The organism is Dongia deserti (assembly GCF_003574735.1).
Classification (GTDB): Bacteria; Pseudomonadota; Alphaproteobacteria; order Dongiales; family Dongiaceae; genus Dongia_A; species Dongia_A deserti.
In genome coordinates, this window is sequence record NZ_QORW01000016.1 from 76405 (window position 1) to 97659 (window position 21255).

Consider the following 21255-nt stretch of genomic DNA (forward strand, 5'->3'; position numbering starts at 1 on the left):
GCCGTCGCGGTCGCACCCGTCGAGCCGCTGACGCTGTGCAGCGCCGTGCCGAGCGCTCCTTGCGGCTCGACGCCGCCATTCCCGGACAGTGCCGTCAGACCCAGGCCGGCAAGGACTCTGGATTCGATCTCAGTGCGCTCTTGCGGCGTGAACGGGACGAGGCCCTTATCCGCGAGATAGCCGTCCTGCCCCATTGCGCGTTCGCTCAGCAGCTCGCGCACGAAGGCGTCAATGCCGGGAATGATGGTGCGATGCGCGTCCTTCACATAGATGTAGAGCTCGCGCGCGACCGGATATTGCTTGGCGGAGATCGCTTCGTAGGTCGGCGCAACGCCCTCGACCGACGCGGCCTTCAGCGTGTCCGCGTTCTGCTCCAGGAACGAATAGCCGAAGATGCCGAAGGCCGAGGGATTGGCCTGCAGCTTCTGGACGATAAGATTGTCGTTCTCGCCGGCGTCGATATAGGCGCCGTCCTCGCGCACCTGCTGGCAGGCGGCCTTCTTGGCATCGCCCTCGAGTGTGGCAATCTCGGGGAAGTTCTCGCAGCCTGTGTCCATCACCAGCTCGACAAAGGCGTCGCGTGTGCCGGAGGTCGGCGGCGGACCCAGCACCTCGATCCGCGTGGCAGGCAGTGATGGATCGATCTGGTTCCAGGTGCGATAGGGATTTGGAATGAGCTGCCCGTTCTGCGGCACAGTCTTGGCGAGCGCCAGGAACAGCTGCGCACGCGTGATGGAGAAATCCGACCCCGACTTGGCGTTGGCAATGACGATGCCGTCATGCCCGATCGGGATCTCGGTGATCTTTGCGACCCCGTTCTGTGTGCAGGCGTCGACCTCGCTCTGCTTGATCTTGCGCGAGGCGCCGGCGATATCCGGTGTGCCCTCGCCCACGCCTTCGCAGAACAGCTTCAGGCCGCCGCCGGTACCGGTTGCCTCAACGACGGGCGACTTGAGGACGCCCTGCTTTGCCAAAGCCTCGGCGACCGTGGTGGAGAAAGGATAGACTGTCGAGGAGCCGACGATATGAAGCTGTTCCCGCGCCGCAGCAGGCAGCGCGGCCATCAAGATGGCCGCCAAACCGAGCAGGATGGCTGCTACGCGTTTCATGCCCAAATCCGCTCCCGTCTGGTTCGTCCGCTCATCCGGGCGGACATTATTGCTTTTATGTTACAGGAATGTGACAACAAGATATGGGGGCAGCGTGTCAGCGCTACCCCCATTCGCGGTGTTTAATTCATCGGAGACAGGGCCATCGCCTTGGATGCGACGTCCTTGTACTTGTCGTCGGTGAGGGTGATCAGACCCTTGTCCGCGAGGTAGCCCTCCTCGCCCATGGCGCGCTCGCTGACATATTCAGCGACGAACTCGCGAATGCCGGGGATCACGCCGACATGGGCGTTCTTCACATAGAAATAGATCTCGCGCGACACCGGATAGGACTTGTCCGCGATGGTGTCGAAGGTCGGCGCGACGCCCTCGATCTTGCCGCCCTGCAGCTTGTCGGCGTTCTCTTCCAAGAAGGAGTAGCCAAAGACGCCGAAGGCATTGTGGTTGGCATCGAGCTTCTGGACGATGAGGTTGTCGTTCTCGCCCGCCTCGATAAAGGCGCCGTCCTCGCGGATCGACTGGCAGGCCGCCTTCTTGGCGTCCTTATCCAGGGCTTCGATCTCCGGGAATTCCTCGCAGCCCACATCCATCACGAGCTCGACGAACGCGTCACGCGTGCCGGAGGTCGGCGGCGGGCCGAGCACTTCGATCTTCTGCGCCGGCAGGCTGGGATCGATCTCGTTCCACATCTTGTACGGATTGTCGGCCAGCTTGCCGTTGACCGGCACCTGCTTGGCGAGAGCCTGCCACAGCTGCTTGCGCGTCACGTCGATCGACGTGCCGGCCTTCGAGTTGGCGAAGGCGATGCCGTCATAGCCGATCAGCACTTCGGTGATGGAGGTGACGCCGTTCTTCTTGCAGCCTTCGATCTCGCTGTCCTTGATCTTGCGCGAGGCGCCGGTCACGTCGGGCGTGTTCTCGCCTACGCCGGCGCAGAACAGCTTCATGCCGCCGCCGGTGCCGGTCGATTCCACGACCGGGGTCTTGAACTTGCCAGCCTTGCCGAAATTCTCGGCGACCGCGGTGGTGAAGGGGAACACCGTCGAGGAACCGACGATGTGGATTTGGTCGCGCGCCTCGGCGGCACCGGCAGTGATTGCCAGCCCAGCGAGAGCGGCGATGGCAACGGACATGCGCTTCATAGCCTCTCCTTCCGGTTTGATAGGGACGAGGCCGGTGGCTCGCTCTCTGGCGACCCCTAATCGCCGGCCCCCTCTGTACTCGGCGGCAAACTAGGTCGCTTTCGTGACACGCTTTCGACAGGCAGGTTACGGTTCTATGACGAGCCCTGGCAAAGCAGATGAGCCGTCGGTTCTAGGGCGCTGAACGCACGCGAAAAGCCCGCCAGATCGACAGGTGGGCGTCAGATTTATGACGCGGCGCGCAGGTCAGCCGCAGCCTCTTCCGCCGGCAGATAGACCGTGAAGACACTGCCATGACCCGGCGTCGATTCGATCTCCAGGCTGCCGCGATGGCGGTTGACAACGTGCTTCACAATGGCAAGGCCGAGGCCGGTGCCGCCAAGATCGCGCGAGCGTGCAGCATCGACCCGATAGAACCGCTCCGTCAGGCGCGGGATGTGCTCGCGTGCGATGCCCTCGCCGCGATCGGCAACCGCCACCGCGATCATCGCCTTGGCGCGGCGCAGGCCCGGCAGGTGGGCCTTGATCTCGATCGGGTCGACGATGCGCGCGGCGCTCACCGTGATCGACGTGCCCGGCCTGCCGTACTTGATCGCGTTGTCGATCAGGTTCTGGAACACCTGGGTCAGCTCGTCGGCATCACCGATCGCGCGGCCCATCGATCCCGCCGGCAGCTCGATCTTCATGTTGCGTTCGGCGGCCCGCAACGACAGCCCATTCGCGACGCGGCCGACGACTTCGCCCAGGTCGACGCCGCCGGACGGGCGCGCATGCTCATTCAATTCGATGCGGCTGAGCGAGAGCAGGTCCGCCACCAGGCGGCTCATGCGGCTCGCCTGCTCATGCATGATGCCGAGGAAGCGCTCATGGGCCTCGAGGTCGCCTTTGGCCGGCCCGCGCAATGTTTCGATGAAGCCCATCAAGGTCGCGATCGGCGTTTTCAGCTCGTGGCTGACGTTGGCGATGAAGTCGCTGCGGAGCCGTTCCAGGCGATGCGCGGCGCTCGCATCCTTGAGGGCGACCAGGATGCGGTCCGCATCCAGCCGCTTCAGATCGGCGATCAGCAGCCGGTCGGGGCCGATCGGCGTCTCGACCCCCTCGATCGCGGTCGGGGCGCCTGCCACTTCCGTGTTCTGGCCACCCATCACCTGATCCAAGGCATCGATCAGCGGCGGATAGCGCAACACGCTCATCAGGCTGCGGCCGGTTACTGCCTCCCCGAGCAGATGGCGCATCCGGTCGTTCGCCCACCGGATGTCTCGCCGCCGATCGACTACCAGCACGGCAAGCGGCATGGCCTCCAGCACCTGGTAGGAATCCGCATGCTGCTCCGGTTCAGGCTCCGTCAAGCCGGCGGGTGCTTCGCTCTCATCAGGCGCGGGCTCGGCAGCGGCGGAGGCTTCGCTCGGCGGCTCGCTAGGAGTCGCCAAGTGGGTCCTGGTCGCGAACCAGGCTGCCCATGTGGTGAAGCCGACACCGCCGATGCCGATGGCAGCGAGCCACACAGGATCGCCACCAACTGTGACGCCGATCACGGTCAAGAGCGCCGCCCATATGGCGGCATCGTAACAGAGAAGTGTAAGGAACGGTTTCGGCAACAAGCCCATGTTCCGGCATACTGTAGGCTAGAGCTTACCCGGAGGCGAATCGGGAACCCCGCTTCATCCGGGACTGAGTATAGCGGGTTCCCTCAATGACGGGACGTTTGTCATGAAAAGATCAAATCCGGGTAGGGCGTCAGTGGCGGCCATGCTGATCGGGCTGGGGGCCTCGAGCGTCACTGGTGCGGCGCTGGCGCAGGAAACGACCTACCAGCCCTGGTCCGGCACGACCCAGGCTCAAGCGAACCAGACTAGCGATCAGAAGCTGCAAAGCCTAGTGACCGATCTCAACGCCCTTATCAAGAAGGCGGAGACCGCCAATGCCGCAGACCCCAATTTCCTGGCCGATCTGAAAAAGCTGGCGGCGAAATATCCGGTCACGCCGTCGCTGGGCGGGCCCGGCACGGTCTTCCTTTACGACAATTTCGCCGACGGCAACTACACCGCCAATCCGGTGTGGAAGGTCTCAGCCGGGACCTGGGAGGTCGATACCAAGGGCACGATGATCGGCCTGTCCAGCAAGCTTGGCGCGTCGACCAGCACCAAGGTCACGGGCAATGATGTCCTGAAGGCGATCCTGGGCGTGCAGGAGCAACAGGCGCCGCAATCGACCTATGCCTCGATCTATACCGCGGTGCCGATCGCCAACAGCTTTCGCATGACGATGAAGCTGGTGTCGGTCAACAAGAACGGCCCGCTCAACATCGGGCCCTATCAGGGTGCCAGCGCGAGCAGCGGCTATCGCCTGGTCTACCATCCCGGCAAGGACACCGGTCTCGTCCTTCAGCGCATCGTCGGCAACCAGGTGACGCAGATCGGCGCCTACAACGATCCGCTCAATCTGGAAGACGGCAAGACGCACGAGCTTATGTGGCAGCGCGAGCCGACTGGAAAGATGCGGGTCTATCTCGACAACCAGCAGCTCATCATCGCGACCGACACGCAGATCACCGGCAATCTCGATGGCTGGCTGAACGTCAACCAGGGTGGTGCTTACTGGATCCGTGAGATCAAGGTAGTGGGGCTCTAGCTCAGAAGTCAGGGATCAGGTATCAGGGATTAGATTCGCCCAATGCTGTTTCCGACCACTGATACCTGATTACTGATTCCTGACCATGAAACTCTATTCCCTGCCGCTCTCTCCCTATTCCGCCCGTGTGCGCGCCGCGATCTATGCGAAGCAGCTCGACATCGAGATCGTCATGCCGCCGGAGGGTTGGCGGCAGTCTGAGGAATTCCGGCAGCTCAATCCGGCGCGGCGCGTCCCTGTCCTGATCCTCGATGATGGCACGGCCCTGCCGGAATCCGGTGTGATCGTCGAATATCTAGAAGATGCTTTTCCAGCCATTCCGTTGCGGCCACGGCATGCAAAGGATCTGGCGCATGTGCGCCTCGTCACCACCGTCGCAGAGCTCTATGTGATGCAGGCGCTGATGCCGCTCTTCTTTCTGCTGGACGCCAAGACGATCGACAGCACGGCTGTCACAGCGGGCTTCGACAAGCTCGATGCGGGACTCGCGCACCTCGAGACATTGCTGCGCCCCGGCGCCTATGCCCATGGGGAGCGCATCAGCATGGCGGACGTGTGGCTACTGCCGGTGCGCTTCACGCTCGATGGCCTGATGGAATTTGCGAAACGGCCCGATCTGCTGGACCGCTATCCTGCGATCGCCGGTTATACGGATGTCGTCAAGCGCGACGCCGCGCTCGGGCGCGTCTGGCAGGAGATGATCGACGGATTGAAAGCCTTCTACGCTGCACGCGCCGCCAAGGGCTAAGCTGCCGCAACCTGCTCTCGGAATTGCGCCTCCATTTCGCGCCGGATGCGCACGGCTTCGCTTGCCTCGTCCACCACGACATCACTCCAGGTGAGGCTGGCGCCCGTCTTCACCGCACGCCGCAGCTTCACATGATGCGCCAATCCAATCGGCAAGGCACCGATGCGCAGGCTGTCCGATGCCGGCATCAGCTTGCCCCAGACCGTGAAGCCGCCTTCGCCGTCCAGCACCTCGCCTTCCTTGAGGTCGCGCTTGGCCGTCGCCACCGCATCGCCGCGGAAGCCGGTCGGCGCACCGGTCGCTTCGCCGCGCAGGCCCGCGCTCGCGACCGAGATGCCGAGCTCCAGGCCAATCAGGTGATAGGGCTTGTAGAGCGCCGCGTAGCGCCCGGTGGGATCGGTGACCAGCCCATATTCGGCGAAGCAGCGCTTGACGTAGTCGCTCGGCGCCTCGAACACGACATAGACGCCCCAGCGCAAATCGCGGAATACCGGCTTTCCGTCCCGCTCGAGCGATGAGATGACCTCCACCTGTCCTGTGTGATGGAGTTGCCCGCCTTCGGCGCGCGGTCGCAGCACGCGTGGCAGGTCGTCGACACCGCACGGCGGAAAGGACAAACCATCAGGCGCTGGCGTCAGCCCGGTTGCATTGGCGACCGCCGCCATCTCGATTGCCGATTTGGTGCCGTCGAGGAAGGAATTGAACATCTGCGGATTCATGCCGCCTTGGCGCGCCTGCTCCGGGGTCAGACCGTAATGCGGCCAGACCGTGTCCGGCGTCGAGTGATGGTACGCGGGCAGATACTTGGTGCCCTTGCCTGCCGCGACGACGTCGAACCCGCACGCCCGCGCCCAATCCACCTGCTCCGCGATCAAGGCTGGCTGGTCGCCGTAAGCGAGGCTGTAGACCAGTCCCGCCTTGCGCGCCTTGGCGGCGAGCAGCGGCCCTGCCAGCACGTCGGCTTCGACGTTCACCATCACGATATGCTTGCCGTGCTGGACCGCAGCGAGCGCGTGGGTGATGCCCGCAGCCGGATGACCGGTCGCGTCGATCACCACATCCAGCGCGGGATGCGCGATCAGGGCTTTCGCATCGTCGCCGATCCAGGTCGTGCCGTGCTCCACGGCCTCGCTCGCTGATCGCCCCGCGATCTGTTCCGCCGGCCAGCCGACGCGCGCGAGGGCCGCGCGCGCCCGCGCGGGATCGAGGTCGGCGATGCCCAGGATGTGCAGCCCGGGTGTCCGGCGCGCCTGCGCCAGGAACATGGAGCCGAACTTGCCGGCGCCGATCAGACCGACGCGCAGCTTCTTGCCCGCCACATCGCGTTCGAGCAGCAGCTTGTGCAGATTCATCGGTATCTCCTCAGGCCGCTGCGCCTTGCCGGTTGCGTGCGTAGGTGATGAGGCAATCGTCCGGCAACATCTCGATCGGCGTGAAGTCGCGGTTGGCGATCCAGGTCGGTCGCTTGAAGCGCCGGATCGCATTGTCGCAACGATTGAGCGACAGGTAGAGAACCCAGCGCGACCACGGCGTCAGGTTCGAGCCGGACGCGTGCACCAGATTGCCATGGAACAGCAGCATGGAGCCGGCCGAGCCTTTCGGCGCGACGATGCCGCCCTCCTCCACCAGGCGCTTGATGGTGTCGTTGTCGATGGTCCAGAGCGGATAGCTCGTCGTCGTGACGTCGTGGCCTGCCTCCAGCCGCCCCAGGCGGTGGCTGCGCGGGATGAACATCAGCGGCCCGTTGAACTCGTTCGCCTCCGCCAGGAACAAGGCGATGTTCATGGCGCGCGGGCTCGGCATGTCGTCGTCATTGAACCAAGTGGCGTAGTCCTGGTGCCATTGCCACACCGCGCCGTCGAACGCCGATTTCGCGTTGATCTTGAACTGGTGCATGTAGAGCTTGTCCGAGCCGAGCATTTGCATGCCGGGCTCGACCAGCCGCGGATGGCGCGCCACCATCGCGAACACGTCGTTCCAGGTCTGCACGTAAAAGGCGGAGCGCGGCGCGTTCGAATCCTTTTCGTGGATCACCTCCGGCCGGTTCTGCGCGAACAGGCCGGGAATCTCGGCCGTCAGCAGCGCCATTTCCTCCGCGGAGAATACGTTCGGCAGGAACAGGTAGCCCTCGGTCTCGAACTCCTTGATCTGAGTGTCAGTGAGTTTCATGGGCATCTCCTTCCCTTCGCTGCCGGTTTGCCCGGCTTGCTCTCGTACTTTTCATCCCCCGCGACCAATGCCGTGAAGTTGGCGGCAGCACCTTCCGCGTGGCGGCGCGCCAACTTCTCAGCCTGCTCGGCGTCGCCGCGCATTACTGCTTCGAGGATGGCGTCGTGCTCATCCCAGACGGTGTCGCGCACGCGGTAGTGCTGCAGGTAGCCGCCCATCAGGCGGCGGACGTGCTGCCAATGCAGCAAAGCCGTCTCGGCAATGATCGGATTGCCGGACAGCTCATAAAGAAACCGATGGAAACGCATGTCGGCTTCGATCATGCGCTTGACCGAGCCGGAAGCGACAGCCGCCCTGCCCTCCGCGATCAGCTTGGGGCCCCAGGCGCGCGCATCGGTGCTGCCGCGCAAGGCGGCGCCGCGGCATGCGATGCCATCGAGCGCGCTGCGCAACTCGTAGAGGTGGGAAACGGAACCGGCGTCGAGCGGCGCCACCACGACACCGCGGCGACCGGATTCCCTGACGAAGCCTTGGACCTTCAACAATGCCAAGGCCTGCACGACCGGCTGGCGCGAGACGTTCAGCTTCTGCGCCAGTTCGTCCTGATTGATGCGCGCGCCGGCGGCGAGCTCTCCGTCGCAGATCGCGTCGAGGATGGCGTCGTAGGTGCGGTCGGTGAGCGACCGCTCGAGCGTCAGATGCCGCATGCTCTCGTCCCGCTCTCGTGAACTCGTATACGGTACACAGTACGGGCCAAAAAAGCAAGCGGCCGGATTTCTCCCGCCGCCAACCAGCGTGACGCGGGCACAGATCCTAGGCGGCGCGCTCGAGATGCCCAGCAAACGCCTGGCCGAGCACTTTGTCCCAGCCGCCATTATAGTTCTCGCGCATACCCTGGCCGTCTTTGCCCAGCGTCTCCCAGCCGCGATGAACCAGGCGCACGCGCGTGGCGCCGTTCTCCGCCGCGAAGCTGAGCTCGACGACAGTGTGCGGGCCGCCGATGCGGCCGGGGTGCCACGTCATGGAGAAGCCGCTCGGCGGCGACCACGAGAGGACGCGGCCCCAGTCATGGGTGCTGCCGTCGTCGGCCGTTTCGTAGATTCGCCCGCCGATCTTGGCTTCGATCGTCGCGGTCCGCGCCTTCGCTTGCGTGACCGAGAACATCTGCAGCGGCCACCATTGTCCGATCTCAGCGGTGAAGGCGTGGAAAGCCCGCTCCAGATCGCACCGGACCACGATGCTCTTCTCGATTGGAGGGACGGCGAAGCGCGCGACCTCGGCATTGCTCATGATGCTCGCTCCTTTTCGACATGGCGCGCGAACGCGGCGAGCGCGTCGCCCCACAAGTCATCCAGATAACTGCGCAGTGCGCCGATCCCGTCCGGCGCAATCGCGAAATAGTGCCGCGTGCCCTGCCGCGTTTCCGCGACCAGGCCGCTCTCCTTCAGCACCTTCAGATGCTGGGACACCGCCGGCCTGCTGATAGTCATGCCGGCGGCGATCTCACCCACCGCCCGCGGCCCGCCGCGCAGCCGCTGCATAATCGTGCGCCGCGTCGGATCGCTTAGAGCGGCAAGCGCATCCAGTCCGTTAGTCATACCTTACCGTAAGCCATAGCTAACCTTATGTCAATCCTCATCGTGGCCCTGGCAACGCGCGAAAGGTGCCAGCGGTTCTTTCCTTATCCGCCTCGCCCGCTTTCCGGGGAGCCGACCGAATGGCCACTCAAGAGCACCGCGACGATCCGGCCGCGCGCATCGCGGAACTCGAAGCGCGGAATCGCGAGCTTCAGCGCACCGCGCATTTGCACCGCATCCTGCTGGAAAGCGTTATTGATTACGCGATCTTCACCCTGGATACGGATCTTCGTGTGACGGGCTGGAATAGTGGCGGGCAGCGCCTCCTCGGATGGGCGGCGGACGAGATCCTGGGCCGGCCTGGCGAGATTCTGTTCGTGCCCGAAGATCGCGCGCGCAGTGTGCCGGCGACCGAGGCGCAGATTGCCATGGCCGAAGGGCGCGCGACCAACGAGCGCTGGCACCTGCGGAAAGATGGCAGCCGGTTTTGGGGCGCCGGCCTCACCATGCCTTTGCGCGACGGCAATCGGCTGGAAGGCTTCATCAAGATCATGCGCGACCAGACCGAGCGGCGTCGGACCGAGCAGACGCGCAAGCTGCTGCTCGGCGAACTATCCCATCGCGTGAAGAACACGCTTGCTCTGGTGCAGGCATTGGCCGAGCAGACGCTGAAGCACACGCCCGATCCCGCCGCGTTCGCCGATTCATATCGCGAACGCCTGATCGCCCTGTCCCGCGCGCACGACGTCCTGACCAGGGAAGTATGGGAGCGCGCATCCATTGCCGACGTGGTAGACACCGCGATTGGTGCGTGGATGAGTGGCGGCCGCGTGACCGTGCAAGGGCCAGAGGTCTGGCTCAATCCGCAGCAGGCGATGACCTTCAGTCTGGCCATGCACGAGCTTGCGACCAACGCGGCGAAATACGGCGCGCTCTCGACGCCGGAAGGGCGCGTCGCGATCTCGTGGCGCGGCGAGGACGAGATCGTGCTCGAGTGGATCGAGACCGGCGGCCCAGCGGTGACCCCGCCGAGCCGCCGCGGCTTTGGTTCGGTGATCCTGACCCAAGCCTTGCGGGCGGCCGTGCACGGCGACGTCCAGCTCGATTTCAAGCCGGGTGGACTCCATCTGCAGATGCGTTTCAAGCGCCCGGACCTGGCCGCCACCCGCCTCGATGTGGACGAGACGGGCCGCGCGTGACGTCAGCGCGGGGATTTTCCGCCACCCACTGGCGGTTCCGTGCGCTTCAGCGAGGCCGCGTTATTGTCGCGGCAATGATCTGCGGAAACCCTCCAACGCCCCGATCCGGCGATACCACGCGGCGATGCGCTCGCCCGGCGGAATGGCCTCTGCCAGCCCGAGTTGGAACAGGTTGGACGCGACCGACAGGTCCGCAATGGTGGACTTGGCACCGGTGAGGAAGTCGTCCGCCCCGAGTCCCTCTTCCAGGATCGGGCCAAGTTCGCGCAGCCGCGCCTCGCCGCGCTCGATCGCCGCCTTGTCGCCCTTGTCGCCCAGGAAGACCTTGTTGCGCACGACGTCGATCACTGCCGGCGACAGGCGGCACTGGTTCCAGTCCAGCCACTGATCCACCCGCGCCCGGTGCGCGAGGTCGGACGGATACCAGTCGGTCAATGCATGCTTCTGGCAGAGGTAGCGCAGGATCGCGTTCGATTCATGGAGCTTGAGATCGCCATCGAGCAGCGTCGGCACCTGATGGTTGGGATTGGTGGCGAGATACGCTGCTGACAGATGCTCGCCTTTCGCCATGTCAACATGGCGCAGCTCATACGGCAGCCCCGCCGCCTCCAGCAGGGACACGACGCGCCGCGCGTGCTGCGAATATGGGAAGTGATAGAGAATATACATGAGCTCCTCCGATGCTTGATCGCAGCGGAGGACTCATAGACCGCTATGCTGACAAATTCTGTCAGTATGCTCCGGCATGGCGCGATCGAGATCGTGCAGCTCCCTATCCAGTCCTTGGCTTCGGCCGATGCGATGGCTTCATCGCAACCCGCGAGCGCGTCGGTCACGAACGGACCGCCACCATCGAATCCTCTGCACCACCCATGGGACTTGGCGCACCATGAATGCGTGCCATTGCTGCCTATGCATGCACCATGGTCGCGAGCGCTGCGAAGGCCGCTGCGGTCACGATATCATTCACCGTGGCGCCCATCTGCACGATCTGCACCGGCTTGGCCAGGCCGACCAGCACCGGGCCGATCACCGTCTCGCCCAGTTGCTTCATCAGCTTCGCCGTGATGTTCGCCGAATGGAGCGCCGGCATGATGAGGATGTTGGCGGGTCCCGACAATCGCGTGAAGGGATAGAGCCCTTTCATCAGCCCATAATCCAGCGCAACGTCGGCCTGCATCTCGCCTTCGTATTCGAAGTCGACGTGGCGCGCGTCCATCACCCCCACCGCCTCGCGGATGCGCTCGGCTTTTTCGCGCGGCGGGTTGCCGAAGTTGGAGAAGGACAGGAACGCGACGCGCGGCTCATGTCCCAGTTGCCGGGCGAGCGAGGCGGACTGCACCGCGAAATCGGCGAGCTGCTCGGGCGTCGGCAATTCGTGCACGGAGGTGTCGGCGATGAGCACGGTGCGGCCGCGCGCCACGACCACCGAGATCGCCATCAGGGTCTGATGCTCGCGCACCGGGATGACCCGCAGCACGTCTTCGATGCAGACCGCGAAACTGCGCGTGGTGCCGGTCACCATCGCGTCGGCATGACCGGCCTCCACCATGCAGGCGCCGAACACATTGCGGTCCTGGTTCACCATGCGCTGCACGTCGCGCAGCAGCGAGCCGCGGCGCTGCAGCCTGGCATAGAGCATTTCGTGATAGGCCTTGTTGTGCGGCGAATTGGCGGCATTCACGATCTCCAGCCCCGCCGCCTCGCCCAGGCCCGCTTGCTTGATGGTGTCGCGGATGCGCTCGGTGCGGCCGATCAGCACCGGCGTGCCGTAGCCCGCCGAGCGATAGGCCAGCGCGGCGCGGATCACCCGCTCCTCCTCGCCCTCCGCGAACACCACGCGACGAGGATTCAAATGCAGCCGCTCGAAGATGAGATGCATGGAGGCGGCGGCCGGATCGAGCCGCGCGGCAAGGCTCGCCTTGTAGTCCTCCATGTCGATGATCGGCCGGCGCGCAACGCCGCTATCCATTGCCGCCTTGGCGACGGCCGCCGGCACGTAGGAGATGAGGCGCGGATCAAACGGCACAGGAATGATGTATTCCGGGCCGAAGCGCAGGCGCCTGCCGGCATAGGCGGCATCGACCTCGTCAGGCACGTCCTGGCGCGCCAGCGCGGCCAAGGCTTCCGCAGCCGCGATCTTCATCTCGTCGTTGATGGTGCGCGCCCGCACGTCCAAGGCGCCGCGGAAGATGTAGGGGAAACCGAGCACGTTGTTGACCTGGTTCGGATAGTCGCTGCGCCCGGTCGCGATGATGGCATCGGGGCGCACGGCCTTCACCTCCTCCGGCGTGATCTCCGGATCGGGGTTGGCCATGGCGAAGATGATCGGCTTCGGCGCCATGCTTCGCACCATGTCCTGCGTGACCGCGCCTTTCGCGGACAAGCCGAAGAACAGGTCGGCGCCTTCCATCGCCTCTGTCAGCGTGCGCGCCTTGGTCGCGGCGGCGTGGGCGGACTTCCACTGGTTCATGCCCTCGGTGCGGCCCTGATAGATCACGCCCTTGGTGTCGCACAGGATGGTCTGGTCGTGCGGGAGGCCCATGCGCTTGAGCAGCTCGACGCAGGCGATCGACGCTGCGCCCGCGCCGTTCACCACCATCTTGATGTCCTTGAGCTTGCGCCCGGTCAGGTGCATCGCGTTGATCAGGCCCGCGGTCGCGATGATGGCTGTCCCGTGCTGGTCGTCATGGAACACCGGGATGTCCATCAGCTCGCGCAGCCGCTGCTCGATGATGAAACATTCCGGCGCCTTGATGTCCTCGAGGTTGATACCGCCGAACGCGGGGCCGAGATAGCGCACCGAGTTGACGAAGGCATCGACGTCCTTGGTGTCGATCTCGAGGTCGATGGAATCGATGTCGGCGAAGCGCTTGAACAAGGCCGCCTTGCCTTCCATCACCGGCTTGGCGGCGAGTGCGCCGAGATCGCCGAGGCCCAGCACCGCTGTGCCGTTGGAGATGACGGCGACGAAGTTTCCCTTCGCGGTGTAGTCGTAGGCGGTGGTCGGATCCTTCTCGATCGCGAGGCATGGCCAGGCCACGCCGGGCGAGTAGGCCAGCGACAGATCGCGCTGTGTCGTCAGCGGCTTGGTGGCGATGATCTCGAGCTTGCCCGGCCGGCCCGTGCTGTGGAAAACAAGCGCTTCCTCTTCGGTGATGCGCGGCTTATTGGTGGACATGGAAAGGCTTAGGGCTCCCCTTGGTTTCCCAGGAACGTCGTTATTCCCTGCTTTCGGCAGGGCGAACTATCAGGCTGGCATGAATTTGCGCGCGTTGCAAAGGGTTGGCGGGGCTGAGGGCGTTTGCCGCGGGAAGCATGCGCATGTTGTCGCCTTGGGACGCACCCCCCTCCGCCGCCCCTCCACTGTCACCCCGGGCTTGACCCGGGACCCATCCATCCGCCCGCACTTGCGAGTCCGGTGGACCCCGGCTCAAGGCCTGGGTGACAGGAGAAGAGGTGGTGGAAACGTAGCACTGGGGGCGCCGTATCATGTCTGACTCCCAGCGCACCCCTGACGCCATGGACGCCGCCACGACACCACTCATGGCGCAGTATCTGGCGGTCAAGCGCCAGCATCCGGATGCGCTGCTGTTCTACCGCATGGGCGATTTCTACGAGCTGTTCTTCGAGGATGCCGAGAAGGCGGCGGCGGCGCTCTCCATCGTGCTCACCACCCGCGGCCTGCATCTGGGCGAGCCGATCAAGATGTGCGGCGTGCCGATCCATGCCGCCGAAGGATACCTGAACCGCCTGATCCGCCAGGGCTTCAAGGTCGCCGTCTGCGAGCAGGTGGAGGACCCGGCGGAGGCCAAGAAACGCGGCAGCAAATCCGTGGTGCGCCGCGACGTCGTGCGGGTGGTTACGCCCGGCACGCTGACCGAAGACGGATTGCTGGACGCAACCAGCCACAATTATCTCTGCGCCCTGGCCGATGCGGGTGGAACGCTCGGTCTCTCCTGGGTCGACATCTCGACCGGCCAGTTCCGCGCCCAGGCAATCGAGCGCAAGGCGCTGCCCGCCGCGCTGGCACGTCTCGACCCGACGGAGATCCTGCTGCCCGAGCGCTTGCTCCTGCAGAGCGATCTCTACGAGCTGTTCCAGGAATGGAAGTCGGCACTCTCGCCGCTGCCCAATGCGCGCTTCGATAGCGAGAATGCGCGGCTCCGCCTGCAGAGCTTCCACAAGGTGGCGGCGCTCGATGCGTTCGGCGCCTTCACCCGCGGGGAGCTGGCGGCCGCCGGTGCGATCCTCGATTACGTCGAGCTGACCCAGCAGGGCAAGATGCCGCGTCTGGGCCAACTGGCACGGATCGGCGCTGGCGCGATCCTGGAGATCGATGCCGCGACGCGGCGCAACCTGGAGCTCTCGCGCACGCTCTCTGGCGAACGCCAGGGCAGCCTGCTCTCCATCATCGACCGCACCGTGACCGGCGCCGGCGCGCGGCTGCTGGGCGAATGGCTCGCGGCACCTTTGACCGACATCGCCGTCATCGCCGCGCGGCAGGATGCGGTCGCGCATCTGCTGAGCGAAACCCGGCTGCGCGAAGACCTGCGGGCCCAGCTCAAGAAAACGCCGGACCTGGAGCGTGCGCTCTCGCGCCTGTCGCTGGAGAGAGGCGGCCCGCGCGATCTGGCGGCCATCCGCGATGGGCTCAAAGCCGCGGTGGACATCAAAACGCTGTTCGCCGAAGCGCGCTTCGGGTCGCCACCGCCCTTGCTGCAGCAGGCGCTGACCGACCTCGGCCATCACGGCGATCTGATCGAGCGCTTGGGCCGCGCGTTGGCGGAGAGCCTGCCGCTGCTGGCACGCGACGGCGGTTTCATCGCGCACGGCTACCTGCCCGATCTCGATCAGTGGCGCAGCCTGCGCGATGATTCACGCAAGCTGATCCTGGAGCTGGAGGCGCGCTATCGCAGCGATCTCGGCATCGCCTCGCTCAAGATCAAGCACAACAACGTGCTCGGCTATTTCGTGGAGGCCACCAGCACACAAGCGGACAAGGTGAAAGCGGATGGCCGCTTCATCCAGCGCCAGTCGACCGCCAATGCCACGCGTTTCACCACCGTCGAGCTGGGCGAGCTCGAGACAAAGATCGCGCAGGCCGCCGACAAGGCGGTGGCGCTCGAATTGCGCTTGTTCGCCGACCTCGTCACCGAGGTGACTGCGCGCGCCGACGGCATCTCGAAAGCGGCCGGCGCGCTCGCCCTCATCGACGTCACGGCCGGCCTTGCCGAGCTCGCGGAAATGGAGAGCTGGTCACGCCCGCACGTGCTGCGCGACGGCGTGTTTCGCATCGAGCGCGGCCGACATCCCGTCGTCGAGGCGGCGCTGAAAAGGACAGGCGCTGACACCTTTGTCGCCAACGATTGCGATTTGAGCGACGGGCGGCGCCTATGGCTGGTGACCGGCCCCAACATGGCAGGCAAGTCGACATTCCTGCGGCAGAACGCGCTCATCGTCATCCTGGCGCAGATGGGAAGTTTCGTGCCGGCGGGGCGCGCCGAGATTGGTGTCATCGACAAATTGTTCAGCCGCGTCGGCGCCGCCGACGACCTGGCGCGCGGACGCAGCACGTTCATGGTGGAGATGGTAGAGACCGCTGCCATCCTCAACCAAGCGACCAAGCGCTCGCTGGTCATCCTGGATGAGATCGGCCGCGGCACCGCGACCTTCGACGGCCTTTCCATTGCGTGGGCGACGCTCGAGCACCTGCACGAGATGAACAAGTGCCGTGCCCTATTCGCCACGCATTATCACGAGCTGACCAGCCTCGCCGCCCGCCTGCCCGAGATGAAGCCCCACACCATGAAAGTGATGGAATGGCAGGGCCAGGTGAAATTCCTGCACGAAATCGCCCCCGGCGCCGCCGACCGCAGCTACGGCATCCACGTCGCGGAACTCGCCGGCCTGCCCGCGGCGGTGATCGCGCGGGCGCAGGAAGTGCTAAGCACTTTGGAGCAAGGCGAACAGGCGAGCGCGCTGACGCGCCTCGCCGACGACCTTCCCCTGTTCTCCGCCGTCGTTTCGACCGCCTCGAAGCCCACGGGCGCCTCCGAACCGAGCGCGTTAGAGCGCGCGCTGGCGGAGATCAACCCCGACGAACTGACGCCGAAGGAGGCGTTGGAGGTGCTGTACCGCCTAAGAGGATACTCAAACTGAGCTTTCACGCGAATCGGACCCAAGTCTAGACTGCAACGCTCTTTCGGATGTCGTTGGGTGGATTGGCTGGGTCATGAACGCCTTTTCGATCTACAAGCCCTTTCGCAATCTGATCTCGACACTCGGTCGGGAGGATGCTCTTCGCGTTCTCTGGGCCTACATTAACTACATGCAGATTAGAGGTTTCGAACCCCCGGGCGACATAGAGATGGGCACTCAATTCCTGAATGCGCCCATGCCAGAGGTGGTAATCCCACCGTGGCAGTTAGAGCTGATCGCAAAAGAAGTGCTTATTCATGGCGGCACCCGATCTGCAAGGGGCAAGACGCTGCGAGAGTGGCGCAGCCTTGCGAAGCTAATGAACGAGCTCAGGGAACTCGAAGACACGCTCTATGCACTGCAGGGGCCGGGTAAGAACATCATGCTTGAGCTAAACCGGATAGCTCATCGCCAGTTCATCTGGCAGGCGCATCCGATGAAGTCCACGGCTTTGATGAGATATCTGAAGATATTCGATACTCCGCAGATCGATGAGATATGCCGGTCGCAGACGGGAATGTCAGTTCAAACGATATATCTGTGCGGTATGTGTTTCTTAGGGCACTTTTTCGGCAGCCCGACCGTCGCCCTTCCGGTCAATTCGGAGATCAAACAACTCAACAATGAGGACATAACGAAGTTTGTCAGTTTTTGCTCTCGGCCGCTGAACGAGATTCGCGAGATACTGAAATCGGAGCAGGTGTTTGACGATCGATTCGCGTATGCATTCAATTCGCTTCGCGCTTTTCCTTTGATCCAGATGCCATGGGAGGGCAACGACGCGATCGTATGCCCCGTCGTGGCACTCTTGTTTTGGAGAATCACGGGCGGGCTTTATTATTCACTGTGCAAACATAAGCAATTTGGCGATGCGTTTGGGCGATCCTATCAAGCTTATGTGGGCGAAGTGATCTCGCGCTCGATATCCCGTCCAGACAGCACAGTGCTGGCCGAACAACGGTACGGACACAAAGCCCTTCAGCGCGATTCTGTGGACTGGATCTTAGCTGAGGGAGATTTCGCCCTGTTTCTTGAATGCAAGGCGAAGAGGCTTTCCTGGGACGCAAAAGCAGCTCTGAATGAGATTGGGCCTCTTGAGTCAGATATAGCTAGCCTCGCTTCTGGTGTTGTTCAAGTCTACAAGGCCATCGCGGACTATCGCGATGGGCTATATCCTCACTTTCCATTTAGGGAGGCGATTGCAGTACTTCCTGCCGTCGTGACCCTCGAGAACTGGTTTATGTTTGGACCAAAAATTCGGGAGTTGCTCCATAACGCGGTTGTTGAGCAGCTAAAAGAATCAAACCTACCGGTGGAAATAACTGAAGAACTACCATACTCCGTCGTTTGCATTGCTGACCTCGAAACTGGTTTGCAGTGTGCCAACTTCGTAGGGCTGAGGGACTATTGGGACGGGAAAGTGAGAGATGCCGAGATGCGAGACTGGAACTGGTCCAGTTACAACCATCACAGATTTGGCGACAACATCAAAGTCAAGCCGTTGTTCGGGGGTGATTACAAGGACTTGTTCTCGACTGTGGAGGCAATCTAATCCTGCCCGAGCGCGGCTGTTTGCTTCTCGGAGAATTGGGGTCAGACTCGACTTCTCTTATCCCCGTTTTTTCTTCGCCTTCGGCTGCGACGAAGAGTCATTCGCTGCATTCCGCTCCATATGTTCCCGCAGCACCTTGTTCACCGCCGTCTGATACTGCGGCGCCGTCGCCTTGAACCACGCAACCACGTCGGCATCGAGTCGGATCGTCACCGGCTGTTTGATCGGGCGATAAAAGCGGCCGACCTGCGCCTTGCTCCAGTCGGTCACTTCCGGAATATCGCTGGTGTCGATCGCCGAGTCCGGCATTTTCTCGAGCGCAGCCAGCTCCCGCCGTTCACGTGCGCTCATCGTACCGCCTGCGCTCCGCTTTCGTGGCCTTGCGCGCCGAGATGATGCGGACGACTTCTTCGCCATCGTCTTCCTCATACGTGTGGGCGACCATGAAGATCGCTATCGGGCCGATCAGGCCGATTGTTTGCCATCGCTCTTCGCCGCCTTCATGGCGATCCTGTATGCTGATGTGGTTCGGATCGTCGAACACGCGGCTCGCCAGTTCGAAGCTGACGCCGTGCTTCTGCCGATTGGCAGCATCCTTTCGCGGATCCCACGTGAACCGCATTTATAAATATATGCCTACATATCTGTATTTACAATGCCGAACAAGATCTCTATCGCGCAGAGACCCCGTCAGCTACTTATAGTGATATTCCATCTGAGAAGACAAGCAAAAAGAGCTCCTACTTTCGGCGCATCGGGATTCTTGCGATGCCCGTCCAGCCGTGGCAGACGGCACAGGTGCCTTGGGCGATCTTGTTGCCGGCAGAGGGATCGGCGGCGCATGCCGTCCTGGAACGCGCGCTGGCGGAGACCAACCCGGATGAGCTCAGGGCCGAAGGAGGCGTTGGAGTTTTTCCAAACGACAACTATCGCGCTTGGTCGCTGGAAGAGATGCTCTGACGCTCCAATTCTTCTGGTGTCCAGGAGCTGACAAACGGCTCCGACAAGCGATAGCCGAATTTTGCGATGGGTCCACGCGCCGCGTTCAGCAGCCCTTCGAGGTTCGGGGTGGATCGAGCGATCTCATTCTTCCAGCGCGCGAAGTATTCCTGGTTGTGATCGGAAACGGTTTCGCGGGGCGTAAAGCTCTCCAATCCTGTGAAATGGCATATTTCCTTCAAGAAGACGTGCGGCTTGGACACGAAATCCTCGTATCGAATGACCATTGCGCGGTCCAGCTGCTGCAGATCTTGCATCAGTATCTGATGCGCAACGCACCAGTGGAAAAGCAGCTCCAACATGTGCGTGTTGGACCATTTCCTGGTCGCGCAGGATACGGCGATCGGGTGCCGAACAACGAAGATGAAGCGGGCTCCAGGAAACATCGCCTGCAGGAATCGGCTACGAATCAAATTCGGCGGCGACTTCTCCAGGAGCACCTTCTTGCTGAAGTCGTAGTAGGGACCCCACTCGCACAAGAGCTTCCGTCTGTTCTCCTCAGACACGCGATCCGATGTTTCGATCATGTGTGCATCTTCGGCGAACGCAAATCGGCCCGGTCCTCCGAACATCCTTGCGGGCGGGAAAACGGATTGCAGGTGCTGCCCTTCGTCCTCTGGCGCGGGGGTGTCGTTCAGCCCGCTGGCGTCAGGATGCTCTCTCAATAGACGATGGATGATCGAAGTGCCGCTCCGATGGAGCCCGCCGATGAACAGGAACCGGTGACCGTCGACCCTCGGAGCCTCCGTCAAGGGCGGTCTGCGAGCCTCCGTCAAGGACGACGTGGCCAGCGTTGTTCGCCGGTAGGCTCGGTAGAGTCGTCTGCCTAGGCCGATCATGCGACCCTTTCCAGGGGCTGAGACGCGAGGAGGCCCCCTCGACGCAAGGCTTCAAGATCACGCGCATATCGCTCAGACAACAGCCGCTTTTCGTCCGGCGAGAGCGGATCAAATCGCTTTCCATGACGATGCACGTGGTACTGGTGCACGACCTCATCCGGATCAAAGTTGGGCGTCTTCTTCAGCTGTATGGCCGCCTGGATTGCCTCACATGTCGGCGACTGGTTGTGCACCTCCACATTCCATGACAATCGCCCACGCAGGCGCTCCGAGCCGATGATTTGCCAGAATGTCTCCTCTGGCGTTGCAGATTCGAACGTGGTCACGCGAAGCTGCGCATTCGGGAAATGTTCGGCGATCCGTTCGATCACACTCGGCCAGCCGCCCTCAACCTTCATCCAACGAGCCTTGATGCTTTTGAAATCGTTCCGCTCCCCGAACATGGCACGCATGGCGTAGTACGATGGCAGGAATGTGTCGTAAGACCTGATGCAGAGATGAATGCGGGAGATCCTCGATCCCAAGGTGCGCTTGAGTCCACGCAGCATCTTGGCGAGATTGGGGTAAAACAGATCGGTCTTGCTGCCTAAAGGGAATGCATGGCCCAGGAAATTCTCTTCCGACACGATGACCGAGTTAAACGCCCTTCCCTGGGATCGATCGATCATCAGTTGTGCAAGGAGACTCTTTTGCTGAGCTGCAAGGGACCAGTGCAGCACATGCCCAAATCTCCTTCCCAGCTTGGGCAATGCTTTCGTTACTTGGCGAACGGTGCCTTCACTATGTTCGCCCATCGCAGGCGCGGTTAAGCAAATCATCCCCTCTTGAAAGAGCTCTTGGGAGTTTTGGTTCAACGCATGCTGGATTGAAGTTGTCCCCGTTCGATGGGCTCCAAGGTGCAAAATAACATCGCAGTCACTGAGCTTCATAAACTGCGTCCCCCTGGTTTTGAGCTCGCCCACGGCGCGTTGCCAAGTCAATCCCTCGCTTCGGTCTTTATTGTACCGTTGTTATAGCTGTGGCTTCGAGTGATATAGCTGTGGCCTTGGCTTCGGATGAACGAGTCTGCGTGAAAGCGCACGATGGCAG

The 21255-nt window shown here is 62.9% G+C and carries 19 protein-coding genes and 1 pseudogene; 6 read left to right on the forward strand and 14 right to left on the reverse strand.

Features of this window, described 5'->3' with window-relative positions:
• Positions 1 to 212: 212 nt before the first annotated feature.
• The 3 genes and pseudogenes from DTX69_RS31095 to DTX69_RS22395 all read right to left on the reverse strand — a co-directional run.
• A pseudogene (locus DTX69_RS31095) lies at positions 213 to 1109 on the reverse strand (substrate-binding domain-containing protein); the annotation flags it as partial.
• 122 nt (positions 1110 to 1231) lie between these two features.
• Positions 1232 to 2251, reverse strand: coding sequence for a PstS family phosphate ABC transporter substrate-binding protein (locus tag DTX69_RS22390; protein WP_119303812.1), 1020 nt, complete (start codon positions 2249 to 2251; stop codon positions 1232 to 1234).
• A 227-nt stretch (positions 2252 to 2478) separates the two neighbouring features.
• Positions 2479 to 3786: an ATP-binding protein gene (locus DTX69_RS22395; RefSeq protein ID WP_284735996.1), complete on the reverse strand. Its 1308-nt coding sequence runs from the start codon at positions 3784 to 3786 to the stop codon at positions 2479 to 2481.
• A gap of 175 nt (positions 3787 to 3961) precedes the next feature.
• Here DTX69_RS22395 and DTX69_RS22400 point away from each other — a divergent pair, with 175 nt between their 5' ends.
• Together DTX69_RS22400 and DTX69_RS22405 are read left to right on the forward strand one after the other, a co-directional pair.
• The gene (locus DTX69_RS22400) at positions 3962 to 4882 is read left to right on the forward strand and encodes a hypothetical protein (protein ID WP_162917463.1); all 921 of its coding nucleotides are present in this window, start codon (positions 3962 to 3964) and stop codon (positions 4880 to 4882) included.
• Between the two features lie 85 nt (positions 4883 to 4967).
• Positions 4968 to 5630, forward strand: coding sequence for a glutathione S-transferase family protein (locus DTX69_RS22405; RefSeq protein WP_119303815.1), 663 nt, complete (start codon positions 4968 to 4970; stop codon positions 5628 to 5630).
• On the opposite strand, the gene DTX69_RS22410 is transcribed toward DTX69_RS22405, so the two are convergent.
• The 5 genes from DTX69_RS22410 to DTX69_RS22430 form a co-directional block, all read right to left on the reverse strand.
• Positions 5627 to 6982 (reverse strand): NAD(P)H-dependent oxidoreductase, encoded by a 1356-nt coding sequence (locus tag DTX69_RS22410; RefSeq protein WP_119303816.1) that lies wholly within the window; start codon positions 6980 to 6982, stop codon positions 5627 to 5629. The two genes, DTX69_RS22405 and DTX69_RS22410, sit on opposite strands and share 4 nt — an antisense overlap.
• A 10-nt stretch (positions 6983 to 6992) precedes the next feature.
• The gene (locus tag DTX69_RS22415; protein WP_119303817.1) at positions 6993 to 7799 is read right to left on the reverse strand and encodes a phytanoyl-CoA dioxygenase family protein; all 807 of its coding nucleotides are present in this window, start codon (positions 7797 to 7799) and stop codon (positions 6993 to 6995) included.
• Complete coding sequence (locus DTX69_RS22420; RefSeq protein ID WP_119303818.1) at positions 7796 to 8506, reverse strand: GntR family transcriptional regulator; 711 nt, start codon at positions 8504 to 8506, stop codon at positions 7796 to 7798. Before DTX69_RS22420 ends, DTX69_RS22415 begins: the two co-directional genes overlap by 4 nt.
• 106 nt (positions 8507 to 8612) lie before the next feature.
• Entirely contained in the window at positions 8613 to 9089 is a 477-nt protein-coding gene (locus DTX69_RS22425; protein WP_119303819.1) for an SRPBCC domain-containing protein, read from the reverse strand.
• Positions 9086 to 9397 carry an ArsR/SmtB family transcription factor gene (locus tag DTX69_RS22430; RefSeq protein ID WP_119303820.1) on the reverse strand — a complete coding sequence of 104 codons (312 nt, stop codon included), beginning with the start codon at positions 9395 to 9397 and terminating at the stop codon, positions 9086 to 9088. Before DTX69_RS22430 ends, DTX69_RS22425 begins: the two co-directional genes overlap by 4 nt.
• A gap of 119 nt (positions 9398 to 9516) precedes the next feature.
• Here DTX69_RS22430 and DTX69_RS22435 point away from each other — a divergent pair, with 119 nt between their 5' ends.
• Positions 9517 to 10575, forward strand: a complete 1059-nt coding sequence (locus tag DTX69_RS22435) for a sensor histidine kinase (RefSeq protein ID WP_119303821.1) — start codon at positions 9517 to 9519, stop codon at positions 10573 to 10575.
• Between the two features lie 60 nt (positions 10576 to 10635).
• On the opposite strand, the gene DTX69_RS22440 is transcribed toward DTX69_RS22435, so the two are convergent.
• A complete protein-coding gene (locus DTX69_RS22440) occupies positions 10636 to 11244 on the reverse strand; it encodes a glutathione S-transferase family protein (protein ID WP_119303822.1) in 609 nt (202 codons plus the stop codon).
• A 241-nt stretch (positions 11245 to 11485) separates the two neighbouring features.
• Positions 11486 to 13756, reverse strand: a complete 2271-nt coding sequence (locus tag DTX69_RS22445; RefSeq protein ID WP_119303823.1) for an NADP-dependent malic enzyme — start codon at positions 13754 to 13756, stop codon at positions 11486 to 11488.
• Between the two features lie 311 nt (positions 13757 to 14067).
• On the opposite strand from DTX69_RS22445, the gene mutS reads away from it, so the two are divergent.
• Entirely contained in the window at positions 14068 to 16737 is a 2670-nt protein-coding gene (gene mutS / locus DTX69_RS22450) for a DNA mismatch repair protein MutS (protein ID WP_119303824.1), read from the forward strand.
• Positions 16738 to 16810: 73 nt separating this feature from the next.
• Complete coding sequence (locus DTX69_RS22455; protein WP_119303825.1) at positions 16811 to 18328, forward strand: hypothetical protein; 1518 nt, start codon at positions 16811 to 16813, stop codon at positions 18326 to 18328.
• Positions 18329 to 18385: 57 nt separating this feature from the next.
• On the opposite strand, the gene DTX69_RS22460 is transcribed toward DTX69_RS22455, so the two are convergent.
• Together DTX69_RS22460 and DTX69_RS22465 are read right to left on the reverse strand one after the other, a co-directional pair.
• Positions 18386 to 18679 (reverse strand): BrnA antitoxin family protein, encoded by a 294-nt coding sequence (locus DTX69_RS22460; protein ID WP_119303826.1) that lies wholly within the window; start codon positions 18677 to 18679, stop codon positions 18386 to 18388.
• Positions 18666 to 18950 (reverse strand): BrnT family toxin, encoded by a 285-nt coding sequence (locus DTX69_RS22465; protein ID WP_119303827.1) that lies wholly within the window; start codon positions 18948 to 18950, stop codon positions 18666 to 18668. The genes DTX69_RS22460 and DTX69_RS22465 overlap by 14 nt, the downstream gene beginning before the upstream one ends.
• A gap of 146 nt (positions 18951 to 19096) precedes the next feature.
• Here DTX69_RS22465 and DTX69_RS22470 point away from each other — a divergent pair, with 146 nt between their 5' ends.
• The gene (locus DTX69_RS22470) at positions 19097 to 19288 is read left to right on the forward strand and encodes a hypothetical protein (RefSeq protein WP_119303828.1); all 192 of its coding nucleotides are present in this window, start codon (positions 19097 to 19099) and stop codon (positions 19286 to 19288) included.
• On the opposite strand, the gene DTX69_RS22475 is transcribed toward DTX69_RS22470, so the two are convergent.
• Together DTX69_RS22475 and DTX69_RS22480 are read right to left on the reverse strand one after the other, a co-directional pair.
• On the reverse strand, positions 19255 to 20079 hold the full coding sequence (locus DTX69_RS22475) for a sulfotransferase family protein (protein ID WP_162917464.1): 825 nt from the start codon (positions 20077 to 20079) through the stop codon (positions 19255 to 19257). The two genes, DTX69_RS22470 and DTX69_RS22475, sit on opposite strands and share 34 nt — an antisense overlap.
• An 83-nt stretch (positions 20080 to 20162) precedes the next feature.
• The gene (locus tag DTX69_RS22480; RefSeq protein WP_162917465.1) at positions 20163 to 21095 is read right to left on the reverse strand and encodes a hypothetical protein; all 933 of its coding nucleotides are present in this window, start codon (positions 21093 to 21095) and stop codon (positions 20163 to 20165) included.
• Positions 21096 to 21255: the final 160 nt, after the last annotated feature.

Bases quoted from the DNA above. Each gene is read 5' to 3' on its own strand.
- DTX69_RS22440 (WP_119303822.1), bottom strand. From the start codon at position 11,244: ATGTATATTCTCTATCACTTCCCATATTCGCAGCACGCGCGGCGCGTC.
- DTX69_RS22480 (WP_162917465.1), bottom strand. From the start codon at position 21,095: ATGAAGCTCAGTGACTGCGATGTTATTTTGCACCTTGGAGCCCATCGA.
- DTX69_RS22425 (WP_119303819.1), bottom strand. From the start codon at position 9,089: ATGAGCAATGCCGAGGTCGCGCGCTTCGCCGTCCCTCCAATCGAGAAG.
- DTX69_RS22410 (WP_119303816.1), bottom strand. From the start codon at position 6,982: ATGAATCTGCACAAGCTGCTGCTCGAACGCGATGTGGCGGGCAAGAAG.
- DTX69_RS22465 (WP_119303827.1), bottom strand. From the start codon at position 18,950: ATGCGGTTCACGTGGGATCCGCGAAAGGATGCTGCCAATCGGCAGAAG.
- DTX69_RS22445 (WP_119303823.1), bottom strand. From the start codon at position 13,756: ATGTCCACCAATAAGCCGCGCATCACCGAAGAGGAAGCGCTTGTTTTC.
- DTX69_RS22460 (WP_119303826.1), bottom strand. From the start codon at position 18,679: ATGAGCGCACGTGAACGGCGGGAGCTGGCTGCGCTCGAGAAAATGCCG.
- DTX69_RS22390 (WP_119303812.1), bottom strand. From the start codon at position 2,251: ATGAAGCGCATGTCCGTTGCCATCGCCGCTCTCGCTGGGCTGGCAATC.
- DTX69_RS22400 (WP_162917463.1), top strand. From the start codon at position 3,962: ATGAAAAGATCAAATCCGGGTAGGGCGTCAGTGGCGGCCATGCTGATC.
- DTX69_RS22415 (WP_119303817.1), bottom strand. From the start codon at position 7,799: ATGAAACTCACTGACACTCAGATCAAGGAGTTCGAGACCGAGGGCTAC.
- DTX69_RS22405 (WP_119303815.1), top strand. From the start codon at position 4,968: ATGAAACTCTATTCCCTGCCGCTCTCTCCCTATTCCGCCCGTGTGCGC.
- DTX69_RS22470 (WP_119303828.1), top strand. From the start codon at position 19,097: ATGCCCGTCCAGCCGTGGCAGACGGCACAGGTGCCTTGGGCGATCTTG.
- DTX69_RS22455 (WP_119303825.1), top strand. From the start codon at position 16,811: ATGAACGCCTTTTCGATCTACAAGCCCTTTCGCAATCTGATCTCGACA.
- DTX69_RS22435 (WP_119303821.1), top strand. From the start codon at position 9,517: ATGGCCACTCAAGAGCACCGCGACGATCCGGCCGCGCGCATCGCGGAA.
- DTX69_RS22420 (WP_119303818.1), bottom strand. From the start codon at position 8,506: ATGCGGCATCTGACGCTCGAGCGGTCGCTCACCGACCGCACCTACGAC.
- DTX69_RS22430 (WP_119303820.1), bottom strand. From the start codon at position 9,397: ATGACTAACGGACTGGATGCGCTTGCCGCTCTAAGCGATCCGACGCGG.
- mutS (WP_119303824.1), top strand. From the start codon at position 14,068: ATGTCTGACTCCCAGCGCACCCCTGACGCCATGGACGCCGCCACGACA.